General features: G+C 46.2%; 15 protein-coding genes. All 15 read right to left on the bottom strand.

Features of this window, described 5'->3' with window-relative positions; genetic code table 11:
- Positions 1–57 precede the first annotated feature (57 nt).
- Entirely contained in the window at positions 58–570 is a 513-nt protein-coding gene (locus tag Q1A48_RS19405; protein WP_299948238.1) for a tyrosine-type recombinase/integrase, read from the bottom strand.
- The gene (locus Q1A48_RS19400; RefSeq protein WP_299948235.1) at positions 563–940 is read right to left on the bottom strand and encodes a hypothetical protein; all 378 of its coding nucleotides are present in this window, start codon (positions 938–940) and stop codon (positions 563–565) included. The genes Q1A48_RS19405 and Q1A48_RS19400 overlap by 8 nt, the downstream gene beginning before the upstream one ends.
- Entirely contained in the window at positions 933–1,469 is a 537-nt protein-coding gene (locus tag Q1A48_RS19395; RefSeq protein WP_299948233.1) for a hypothetical protein, read from the bottom strand. Before Q1A48_RS19395 ends, Q1A48_RS19400 begins: the two co-directional genes overlap by 8 nt.
- A gap of 347 nt (positions 1,470–1,816) precedes the next feature.
- Complete coding sequence (locus Q1A48_RS19390; RefSeq protein ID WP_299948231.1) at positions 1,817–2,188, bottom strand: hypothetical protein; 372 nt, start codon at positions 2,186–2,188, stop codon at positions 1,817–1,819.
- Positions 2,189–2,653: 465 nt separating this feature from the next.
- Positions 2,654–3,046: a hypothetical protein gene (locus Q1A48_RS19385; protein ID WP_299948229.1), complete on the bottom strand. Its 393-nt coding sequence runs from the start codon at positions 3,044–3,046 to the stop codon at positions 2,654–2,656.
- 214 nt (positions 3,047–3,260) lie between these two features.
- Positions 3,261–4,493, bottom strand: a complete 1,233-nt coding sequence (locus Q1A48_RS19380) for a PcfJ domain-containing protein (protein WP_299948227.1) — start codon at positions 4,491–4,493, stop codon at positions 3,261–3,263.
- Positions 4,483–4,824, bottom strand: coding sequence for a hypothetical protein (locus Q1A48_RS19375; RefSeq protein ID WP_299948225.1), 342 nt, complete (start codon positions 4,822–4,824; stop codon positions 4,483–4,485). The genes Q1A48_RS19380 and Q1A48_RS19375 overlap by 11 nt, the downstream gene beginning before the upstream one ends.
- Before the next feature lie 41 nt (positions 4,825–4,865).
- Positions 4,866–5,345, bottom strand: coding sequence for a hypothetical protein (locus Q1A48_RS19370; RefSeq protein ID WP_299948224.1), 480 nt, complete (start codon positions 5,343–5,345; stop codon positions 4,866–4,868).
- A 94-nt stretch (positions 5,346–5,439) separates the two neighbouring features.
- A complete protein-coding gene (locus Q1A48_RS19365) occupies positions 5,440–5,913 on the bottom strand; it encodes a hypothetical protein (RefSeq protein WP_299948222.1) in 474 nt (157 codons plus the stop codon).
- A gap of 68 nt (positions 5,914–5,981) precedes the next feature.
- Positions 5,982–6,509, bottom strand: coding sequence for a hypothetical protein (locus Q1A48_RS19360; protein ID WP_299948220.1), 528 nt, complete (start codon positions 6,507–6,509; stop codon positions 5,982–5,984).
- Positions 6,510–6,767: 258 nt separating this feature from the next.
- Positions 6,768–7,124, bottom strand: coding sequence for a hypothetical protein (locus Q1A48_RS19355; RefSeq protein WP_299948218.1), 357 nt, complete (start codon positions 7,122–7,124; stop codon positions 6,768–6,770).
- A 249-nt stretch (positions 7,125–7,373) separates the two neighbouring features.
- Complete coding sequence (locus tag Q1A48_RS19350; protein ID WP_299948216.1) at positions 7,374–8,177, bottom strand: DUF4116 domain-containing protein; 804 nt, start codon at positions 8,175–8,177, stop codon at positions 7,374–7,376.
- 569 nt (positions 8,178–8,746) lie between these two features.
- Positions 8,747–9,601 carry a helix-turn-helix domain-containing protein gene (locus Q1A48_RS19345; RefSeq protein ID WP_299948214.1) on the bottom strand — a complete coding sequence of 285 codons (855 nt, stop codon included), beginning with the start codon at positions 9,599–9,601 and terminating at the stop codon, positions 8,747–8,749.
- Entirely contained in the window at positions 9,595–10,815 is a 1,221-nt protein-coding gene (locus Q1A48_RS19340) for a toprim domain-containing protein (RefSeq protein ID WP_299948211.1), read from the bottom strand. The genes Q1A48_RS19345 and Q1A48_RS19340 overlap by 7 nt, the downstream gene beginning before the upstream one ends.
- A 411-nt stretch (positions 10,816–11,226) precedes the next feature.
- Positions 11,227–11,370 (bottom strand): hypothetical protein, encoded by a 144-nt coding sequence (locus Q1A48_RS19335; protein WP_299948209.1) that lies wholly within the window; start codon positions 11,368–11,370, stop codon positions 11,227–11,229.
- Positions 11,371–11,479 lie beyond the last annotated feature (109 nt).

Genomic DNA, 11,479 nt, shown 5'->3' with positions numbered 1-11,479 from the left:
CTTACAAGGATTTACGGTTTGGAGAGCGCCTGAAGGGCTGAAACCGTAAGTTTCTGTTCAAATGCCCCCGCTAGGCCTGCCTGCACTGTTGATTCGGTGGCGAATCGCATGGCGCGAGAGCTGGCCAAACAGCAGCTCGCGCCGTTTGATTTTTTGGGTTTTGATATAGCGCCTCAGTGTCTCGATGAACGTGCCATCACCCAGGCCGATCAGACGCCGGCTGTGACGCTTTTTCTTCGGTGTGCGGTTTTTCAATGTCGGCAGCGATACAAAAGGCTCTCGCGCTTTCTCCAGATAAAAATCCTCTGGCCGTAGCATCAACATCTCGGACACCCGCGCCCCCGTTACCCACAGGGTGTAAACGGCCAGGTGCGTGGTGCCGTCCTCGATGGACGACAGCAGGCGCTCCACCTCCGGCAGCACCAAGTAATTAAAATCCGGGTCGTCTGGCATATCACGCAACAGGAACTCGCGCCGGGCAATCAATTGATTCCAATCCACCTCCAGCCGCTGCATCACGCCGGGCGCGCTGGTGGACACGGACACCGTATAGTTGGGGTACTTATCCATGGGCGGCCCTCCGCTGGAATACGGGCCGTTTTTCTGCCTGCTGCTCCACCAGCGCCACCAGGCGGCGGTTGATCTTCTCCAGGAGCAAAATCGCGTGGTCGCACTTAACCCATTTTCCACCTAGCGCGCAATTGGTCTTTGCCAGTACCAGGACCTGGCTTTGCAATGACCACAGATAGGCTGCACTCGTATTGGGCGACAGCAGAGCTTCCAATCGCTGTGACTCCTGCTGCACCTGGGCGATGTGAGATACAAGTAAATCGCCGTTTTCCAGGGCATCAACAAGCGCCCGCACTTGCTCCTTTTCCGTCAGTTTCCACGGCTCCCAGTACAAAACATTCCTGTCCTCGCCGGTATCCAGTCTACGCATTTCGACTCTCCTGAATCGCCCTCACCCGCCCCAGCAGACGATTTTTGTTTTCAATATCCTTTCGATGTAGCAGTCCGTCAGTGACCTCCAAAATAAACCGTAACGACTCTAGTTCCGCAATGGTGAAAATCAGCAGGCGCTGGCCGGCCAGGCGTTTGTGAATTTCATCGAGGCGCCGGGATTGGTCCATTAATTGTGCTGCCAGATCCGTTTCCGGAACTGTGCTGCTCCCCTCCAGGAGCAGCGGGGTCAATATGATTTCCAGGGCTAAGTCATCGAGGGTGGTCGGCGCCAACATAAAAAACCCGCCGGTGCCGGTGTCGAGCTGGAATCCCAGTTCCCGCAGTGCGCTCAACACCTGGCCGCTGTTCCGGTCTGGAATGCGGATAGTGCGCTCGCCGCTAATCGGGCAAAGCGCCACCTCCCGCAGGTAGCTATTTTTTCGACGCGGGGCCTTGCTCTCGCCCCCCTCGAAGTGCTCGAAATCCAGGGTTTCTACTGGCGTCTTTTCCATTTGTGCAGATTGCATCAAAACCTCCTGTGTTCGCGCAGATATGCGGGAATTGTGCATATCTGCGCGGTTTGCGGCTCCCGTAATGCAGCGGTCGGAGGCCATCCGTGACGAACGCCTGGCGTTTCGAGGACATCGAGGAGCCCAGCTGGTCGGGCCAGACGGATTCACCTCGTAACTCATTGATTCTTATGGGTATCCCCCACTTTGGCGTCAACCTGAATTTGCACGATCAGCGCACAGAGACAGCGCCGAAAAGTGCCGGAAATGCCCCCGCGCAAAGATGGCATATCTGCGCGGTTTGCAGAACAAAGGCAATCACAGAGCATCGTCAGCGGCATCCTTCCAATCATTCTTTTTCAAGCTCAAAGGTTCCAGTAAAGTTTGAATGGTATATCTCCAAAACCCCAAATAAGGGTTCCAATCAGTAACAAGGAATGTGCGGCCCATTTTAGATTTTTATATTGGCCTCCATAGTTTTCTTCCCATTTGTCATTACCCACAAATTGATCCCCTTGATCTATGTAATTAGACGTTACAAAGAGATGGTATTCTGCAGCAGCTGAGAATAAAACGATAAGAGCACCTGATCGCTGAAACCAAAAGTAATCAACCTCAGTTAATCTACAAAACCCCAGGATTACCCCTGCTAATAAAGCTAAAAAGGAAAGAATAATTGCGTATGTTGAATATTTTAGTTTTTTCTCAATAAAAGGAACAATTTCTTTATCCTTCATAATATATTATCCTTTTTTTACTTTTCCTTTTAGCCATCATTTTTCAAATATTCAATGCCAACCATAACAATATGCTTCACCAGTGACCACAGCAGAATGCCGGCAGTGATTGTTAATGCCAGGTCTATATCTATATTCATTGTTATCTCCCATCATTGATCAATTGATGTAACCCAGGGCCTTACAGCGAGAAAGCGCTCTCTTAGAAACCAATAGAGCCGCTTCAAGACTCAACATAGCACCGAAAACTCCAAAATAAATATTGGATGGTAGTTTCCAATACCAAATGAGTCCAGTCCAGCACAAAGCCGGAAAAAGAATAACAACCAACGTCGGTGGTTTACTGAAACCTTGATTGGCACACCCAACCCTTAACAGAGTCATGCTTATACTTAATACTATTGCCAGGTAGATATAAAATTCCATGTTTTCATCCATTACTTCTTTAATACCAAGTGGTTGATCTCAATCAATTTCCTTTTTCCTCCCTACTGTTATATACGTTAATGGGCGACAAAATCCATGAACTCGTTGATACTCCTTGTCAGCATCTTTGGACGCGCTCTCAGAAACTGAGATGTGTTCTTTAGTAATAGGGTGGCCATCTTTAATTAAGCGTCTTATTTGACGTAAAAAGGACAGGTCTGTTTCTTCAGACGAGACCAATCTCGAAGTAGAATACCGAGATACATAGGCCATCCCTCTATCAACCATCCATCCTGCAAGTGCAATAAGCGAAGCAATGTTAACGATTTGAGGAGAATCCTTGTAATAGCTACAAATTAAAATTCCTCCGACCACGGAAATCATAGCTAGAATATTAATAATATTAACCCAGCCAAAAATATTCTTATTCATACAATTAAACTCCAGTAGTTATTGGCGTCAATCCGCTGTTAAGGAAATTACTATGAAAAATCCGATCCACTGTAAGGAACCCCAATGTTTCATTCCCATTATGTTCAACGGCATATTTAACCCCTCCTTTTAGTCGTTTCACTTATGAACTACCACCACTAAGCGATGCTTAGAAGTAGTTTCAATTTGATTGACCTATTTTTGATGATGGTAATTACGAGCATGAGCTGTTTCCACTTATCAATTTATTTAAATTATTTACTATATATTTCTCAGCTAGGATCGTGTTTTTCTCTGTAACTGTTCTACTACCAAAAGTACAATGTTGATCTTTTATGTAGCGCGAGCCTTTTTTATAAACTCCCAGTGTGCTTCTGCCATTTTTGCTTTTAAGTGAAAACGCCAAATAGAGGCCACTTTGGATTAACTCTATATAGCTTGCTATGCAGTGATTCATTTCATAGCCTTCGTTTGCTACTTGCCACGGACTCCTAAGCAACAGGATATTGATACCTGAAATAGTGATTTTGTTATCAATTTCTGGTAGGTTTTCAAATGGCTTGTCTGTGTATTGTCTTGCCGTTATGGCTTTCGAAAATTTATCATGCCTCTTAATCATTGACGCTCTTTTCCATGGACGGAAAACTTGACCCAAGTGGTTAGACATTCTTTCAGTGTCAATACAGATATACATCATCTCGGTTAGATCATTAGGATTTGAGACTAATGCATTATCATTCAACCAAAAAAACAGTGTTTCTGTTCGATGAACATCCTTACGAAAGTCATCAATTAAATATTTATTTCTATGGATGTAGGCAATCAGAGAGGCTTTTAATCTGCATAATGTGTTCAATACAACTAAGTGTCTATCGAAATTAATTACACCGCCAACTCTTGATTTGTCATTAAAAAAATACTCCAATATTATGACGATATATTTGTTTGTAGTTTTGCTTTTTTTGCATAATTTTTTCCAGATACCTTTTCCGAATTTTATTTTCAGTTTCTCTGGTGTTGCTCCAAAATAGGTAATCAGAGGGATGATATTTTGTTGATTGTCTTTATCAGCGCACTTTACTTTTTGTAAGTGTTTCCACGTTCTCAAAACCTGAGACACCCTGTAATAATTCTTAAACCCTGTAGAATAAAAGGATGATATATCCAGGTATCTTCTTATTGGGTCTATCCACAAAGAAAGAGAGCTAGCAACTATACGCCTATTAAAATATGGGCCTAAATGTTCACAGATTATCTTATGAGTTGATCTAAAACAAATAGCTCCATATTCTTTGTAAATTGGCTTGAAGTCTATGCCATTTGACATTAAAACTTCTTTTTTAACGTCAAGGATATTTTCATTTCTTATATTGTAATAAATAGGTGAATTTAAAACCCAATCACCCACCGTTATTATCCTTTTCTTTGTGTCAACCTCAATTTCCATGTCTCTCGCCTTTCACCTCAATCCCGATACCGAAACGGGTTATTGCCCATATAAAACTTTTCTTCTCTGTCCTGCTTTCTGGCAATGAAAGAAAGCACTTCACTATGGTGTAGAAGCCATCTGGTATATATCCATGCTCATCAATAACGACCTCTTTTTCCGAATCGGTGATAAGTAGAAGACTCTCCTCTTGACCCAGGATTTCAGCATTGCAAGTGCTCAGTGAAGATCCATGTTCTGCTAATGCGGAAATATTAATAACTTGTGCAGTTTCAGATAAGGCCACCAAAGGCAGTAATAGAAAGCTTATAAATATCGCGTAAATATACATATCCTCACCTTAAATAACCATCTACCTCTGGTTATGGGTAATTATGATTTATATCCTTTACGCCAAAGGATAACCGGAATAGGAAGACTAAAAAGAATGTATATATTCCAAGCTCCAAAAAATGCAAACCAAATACGATCAATCCCAAGAATATCAATAAGTGTAGGTATGCTCATAAGAGAGATAGCAATGATAAGTAGTCTCAGGCAATATGCACCCAAACGGGGATTTGGAAGTGATCCTGAGAATAAAGATTTCATTTGTTTAGTATCAAAAGCAGTTTTTTGTATTCTTGTTAGGCCATCTGGCCACCAAAATAAGTTACGTAGAAAATGATTTTTAAGGATAAGTGGAATAATTATATATGCTAAAAAATTCAATCCTACCAACATTAAAAGTAGTATTTCATTTGCATTTGCATTCGATGATTGATTTACAATGATAGGTCTTATAATAATCACTATAAAAATAGTCATTTGTATTGGTAAATATTTGCTGAGGTATCCCATATCAATGCTCATCTACAATTTCGCTTAGGAAAAAAGAGCCTTTCCTCGGAAAGGCTAACAAGGGCGCTGCGGTGTGTTCCATTTCTCCGTTGTTGACCTAGATTATTCAGCCCAACAGTTTTTCATTGTGCTTGCGGCCACGAAACCGAAACCGTGTCAAATGGCCCCGTATCCAGGAGAGGCGCTGTGGTTCTGTGCGTGTGCCTTTCACCGGAGCCAGATACACCCGCTGACCTTTCCCGTAAAACACCAAACTCCAGCTTACCCAGTCCAGCAAGTTACGCTCCAGCCTGGTTACACGGGTGGTCAGTGCGATTTCGCCAGAGTGCGCTCTAAAGCTGGCCAGTAGGCCCTCGGAGTGTTGTTCTCGCAGTTGGGTGAGTTCCTGGTCAAGCGCCCGATAATCCATTAGAAGACGCCAGGTGGTACGCTCCAAGGCGCGGAATAGGCTGGGCTTTCCGTCGCGCAACAGCAACCGATAAGCGGCGAGGAATGCACCAGGGGCATTGAGATCGAGAGATACTTGAAAAGCCCTCGGCGTGAAAAGATACCGTTTTGTGCTAGACTCCACCCTAACCATTTGCAGCTCCCCGTTAGTTGCTGGTGGCCAGCAGGCTCAGGAAGTGGCCGCTTCCCGAGCCTGCGATTTCAATTCCAATCCGTTTTCGGATTCAGACCGTTAAGCATTGGTATGGTATGTTGTAAAACCAAGTTTTCGGATTGAGTGACGTTGGCCGCGATTCCTTTATGCCCACAGCCCTCGGGACTACCAAAAGCAGCAACCAGTTTTGGCAGCATGTGCTCAAATAAGGGGTTGCTGAATCTGGTTTTCAGGTCAATGATTATTTTTTCGCACTGATTCAGCATCGCTTCGAGACAAACTGATTGCTGTTTGATAACCCTATTAGCCTCGATGAAATTTTGTGCCTCTTTGGCAGAGAGTAGACGGTAAGCAACAATAGATTCCCAATCACCCACTGATACATCAAACGAATCGCCAAAGAATACAGCTGCTTCCCTACCATCATTTAGACGTATAGCAATCGGTGTGCCTTCCTCAATTTCTCCTGGGAAATCTTGCCCATCGCCACTTGAGATGATGATCCACTCAGGCGTCGTAAACTGCGGAGTTTGGTCAAAATCGGAGAATTTGGCGTTTATTAATTCAACATCCATCGCATATATCCTTTCTTTAAAATATGTAGTAAACGAACTAAATCACAAAATTCAAAATATACCATATTGATTAAATAGAAAAGACAAATTTCTGGTAATAAGACGCAAATAGCGCCAAAAGTTGAGAGATGCTTAAGGATAGAAATAACGAGGGTTTACGGCGAGCTTGCAAAATCAGTGCTGTAAATGTAAGAGAAACACCCAATCTATAAGATAATAAAGCCAGCCCGAAGGCTGGCTTTTACTCAATGGTAAATACTACCAGGAGTCGTAAAAGATTCGATATCCAGAATCTTTTAGTGTGAACGCTTTTTCCATAATTTTTAAAGTTCTCTCATGAGAATCTTTTATAGGTTGGCCATAAAAAAATCCTTCACTATTATATTTTAGATACTTACTTGGGGCCTTACTCATTTCAGCAATTTTACACAAGTGTTCTCTCGAAAGCTCGAATTCAACCCGGTTGGGATGTGTCTCATTTTCACTAGGTCGGCCAGCTTCATTCCATTGCGCTTTCACCCAACAATGCAACATCCTATGGCTACGCCAAGTGCCAATAACCGTCAGCTCTTCACAATTTGGCGCTTTTGCTAGCAGATACATATCCAAGCCCATTCCTTACTCCATATGCCACTAAGAAAGGTCGCGGCGCACCTTGCTCAAATTTTGAGCACAAAAAACCAGAAACGTGTGTTTCTGGTTCATCGAATACATTCCAGGACAGGAATGCGAGGTCGATTTTGCAAACAGGAACCAAGGTTTTCACCCAAGTAACCAGTTTGTAACTAGCTTTTCAGCCAGTAAAAATTAGCTTCTCAGCCGAACACTTTAAAGACTAATCCGTTGTAAAGTCATTGGCAAATTTTAAGCAATCTCCACAAAAAGTTTGGTCAGAGACTTCGGCATATCGTTACTTTCCACCACAGCTTTTACTTCAGGTAATTCTGAGAAAGTGATGGGCACAAACTCGATGGCCCAAGGGTTGGAATCCAGGGCAGCGAGTACAAGTTGGTTATCCATTAAAGATAGAGGTACGTACTTCAGCAAACGCCCCTGTTTAGAAACCTGCTCGAAGCAGATTTCCCGAGTCATCAATTCCTCAGGGAGGTGAGCAAGGGAAATCTGCGGCGCAACATCGCGCACCAAATCATAATGGCCGATCAGAGTGGACAAGACCTTGCCATTACTGACTGCAGCCAATTTGACCAGCTCTGGGGTGATAAATATTTTCGGCACCTGGGTGATCGCGAAGCCATCCGCCTTCACTGCTGCCTCGCAGAGTTCTGGAGAGATCGCATCTGGCACATTACGAGATAGCCAGATCAACAGAGACGGTCGGCTACGCACGGCCATCAGTAGCGCATCTGGTGCTCGCTCGAAAGTCTCCAGGTCACAGAACCGGATCGAATCAGCAGATTTATGAAAGGCGGAATAAAGGATGGGCTCTACACGGTGGTACTTAGGGACATGGTAGAGTTCAAGACCATCTCGCTGCACTGCCGCGAAGCATGTTCTGAAGGATTTGGCCTTCCGCGGTACATCGCGCAAGGAAAGTCCACTTCTCACTTCTGCCAGATAATCACGCATACAAGCACCAAATCGTTCTTTTCCATAAGCCCCACTTCCTGAGGCGCGAATCTGTCTTTCCCTTGTCGCCAAAATTCCCACTTGTGAAACTTTCCCCAAAGTTACCGCAAAAAGATAAATCAATCAAATCATTACAGTTCATTTAGATGTTAAGTCTACGGTATAGCGCCCCTATTTGGCGTCAACCTTAACAGATTCATATCTCAGAATTATTTTGTAAACGGCTTTCGGTTTCGAGTTGGAATTCGAACTATTGAAAGGTTGGTGACTTTGCTTTTGTACTGGTTTGATAAGAATCTTTATGTATTGAGAGGTTTTTAAGACTGTAGAGTAGAGTGAATCTGTTAAAAAGAGTTCCGCGCTTGCGCGGGCATTATTTGTAGGTAAATAGGGTCTGCGCTTGCGCAGGCATTTTACCCGTAGGGTAAATAAACTGATTTATAAAACAATCTGATTAAGAGATAGCACTTAACTTTCCTAAAGGGGCGCACTTAAGATTTTTACTATAGGCAGATGCGTGAAGTGCGCCTTGAATGGCGTGAAATCTTCCGGTTTTGAGCTGTGTAATGAGGGAACGGTGGAGTTTTTGTGTGTTTTTTAAGCAAACACATTGGGGGGAATTGTAGTGAGCAATAGGAGGGTTGAAGCCTTTAGCTACTCTCGTTCTTTATCAGTTGGTATATCTCCTCGTGAGTTAGCTCTGGTCGCTCTTTGAGGAGCTTTCTAAGCATCACGGCCTTAGCCCGGTTCTTCTGGACCTCGATGCTCTCAGCAGTCCCTACAGGCTCCCTGGAGTACTTTTTCTTGTCTGGACCCAGCAAGCCATTGATAAGGGCCACGACTCGGGCCATACCGGCCCTGGTGCCTTTCTGGGCTCTCTGCTCAGCTTCCCAGGTTTTCTTTTTCTCCTTTTGTCTCTCTGAAGCACTCTTTCGCTCATATTTAAGCGGAACTTCTAGGCCAAAAATCGCAAACAATTGCTTCTTGATTGCCTTTACGGCTGCAATACCACGATAACCGCCTTCTCCATCCGGTTCGGCACGTGTGGCTATAGTTACCAAGCCAGACCTCTCTAAATCCTTAATAGCACGACTGGCCCGATAGAAACTGATCCCTGCTTCCGATGCAAGATAGGGAATTGTCATCCCCCTGAACTCCCCAGAAGGATGTGGAGTACCGACCTTCAAGGTTGTTAGATCTGTGTGCTTGATCATCGCGGCAAGGATTTTCATACACCCTTCTCGGCGCTCGCTACGCTGCTGCCTGAGTGATTTGTTCGCAATGTTGAGAGAGGGAATTATTGAAGGCTTCCAGTAGTACTGTTCGAGCCGCTTTAAGAGCTTAAGCAAAATACTAGGAATATTGCCCCGACGCTTACCGTCTTTGCCAATGGTGCCCCCATTCGCGGGGAACCGCAGGCTCAGATCCGGCATATCGGGGATGTGACCACAACGGTTGCCCCAATCCAGAGCCTGTCCAGTCTTTATTGGGGGCATGGCTACCATACAGTTTCCGCAGTATTACCACCATTGGGCGAAACCGTATCACTGACAGCCCCCACTTTATCCATCTGTCGAATAAGCGCTACGTAGGGCGGTCGCAACTGCTTTTTAACCGCCTCGATGCCACAATCCTTGTGTAAGTCGTTGAAATCAGTTCGACGCAAGAGGTTGACGCCAAAGTGAGGGAATACTGCGGCGCCGCGTTGCCCGAACAGAACTGCCGCCTTGGTGGCCTGCTTGCGGCCCTTGTTACGTTCGCTAAAAACATCGTCATCGCCAACGACCAGGAACCCCTTATCATCCGGGAAGTGATCGCGCAGTTGCTCCGCCACCAGCACTAGGTTGCCGGCATCGAAACAGCAGACTACCGGCAGACCTGTGGCCTCCGCGAGAGTCGCTGCAGTGGCATAACCCTCGCCAAGAAGAATCACCCGGCTGGTAGCCACTTTGTCCGAGTTCAACAGGTGGAAGTTAGCGGCTTTCTCACCCCGCTTCTTCAATCTCTTGGTTCCTCGCCGCCCTATCCTCTGGAGACTGCGAATCTCGTTCTGTAGGTTGCGCAGGGGCACCACCAGGCGACCGCGGCTGTCCATCCGCACCCCATAGGCGCGGACACCTTTGTAAGCTAGGTATTCATTGCCGTCTGCTGTACCGAGCAGCGCCCATAGTTGAGCACAGCGCTGCGCGTGGTGGTCATGCTGGCGCGCTCGTGCAGCATTCCGCACCTGCACCTTTTTGGTAGCTTTTGCAGCGATTTCGGCCAGTTCAGTGCCTGTGAGCTGCCGACCTTTGGATACCCACTTCACGGGCGCATCGTGGATGCGGTGATTCTGGTAGTGCCCAGCTGGCAGTCCATCGAGGAAGGCTCGGTAAGCACCGCTGGCCTGGCCACACTTGTCATTCTCGACCGGCACCCGGTGCCAGAGGCCATCCATTTCAGGCAAGTCCTCAAGGATGAATCCCTGGGCCTTCAGGATCTCGGTAAACTCCTCCTCTGGCGTCCGCGACTTGTTTACCGGCTCTGTGCCCTGACCAGGCAGATAGGCTCTCAGTACCGTCAAGTCGGCACCAGGTTTCGCAAACCATTTGTTTACAGGGTCCCAACCGAGAGCGTTTTCTCCAGAGGGTAGCTTGCCCGCCAGGCGCTTCGCCTGGTCGCGCTCCTCGTAGGAGATAACCAACGGGGTGATCTCCCGTGCGATGCTTTTAGCGGCCATAGGCACCTCCGCGGCATTCGCGGGGCAGGCGCGAGGATGCCCTAGCCTCGCGGCCAAGAGCAAGATAACTCGTCAGATCCTGGAATTTGGCCTCATACAGGGAGGCCGGTTTGGGGGGATATCCCACGCGTTTCCCTTTTTCTTATCGGGCGCGGGGACATAAAAGATTCACCAAATCAGTCGAAAATCACAGAAAAATAAGCTGTGAAACTCTTGTGAAACTTTCTAGGAGCGGTATAATGACTCCCGTAGTTCGATGAAGCGTGTACGCGTCCCCGCGCACTTGACTTGCCAGAGTTGCTTCGTCGATCTTCCGGTAGCGCCAACTACCGGATTTTTTCTAAGGTCCACGGTTACCGCCGTGGACCTTAATTGTTCTAAGGATACCGAAAATTTACCTCTGAGTCACCTTTACTGATCCAGATGGCCAAAAGCCACTGTCTCCAGAATACCGCGGTTATTCAGGTAAATTTTCTCATCGCTACCTTCAGCAACGTGGAACTCCAAATTGCGGATCTGTACCCGTGCAGTAAGACGTTTTAGACCATCTCCCACGTTCGCCGCAGCCCAAAAATGCAAACTCCGGCCTAGTAAATATCCACCGGCAAAGCCGGTGGCTTTAATCGTGAACCGCTCAAAGCGGTCTGTACGGAACTAACGTTCC

The organism is uncultured Microbulbifer sp. (genome assembly GCF_947489355.1).
Taxonomy (GTDB): domain Bacteria; phylum Pseudomonadota; class Gammaproteobacteria; order Pseudomonadales; family Cellvibrionaceae; genus Microbulbifer.
Note: the sequence above shows the minus strand (reverse complement) of the source record. Positions and strands in the feature narration are given on the sequence as shown.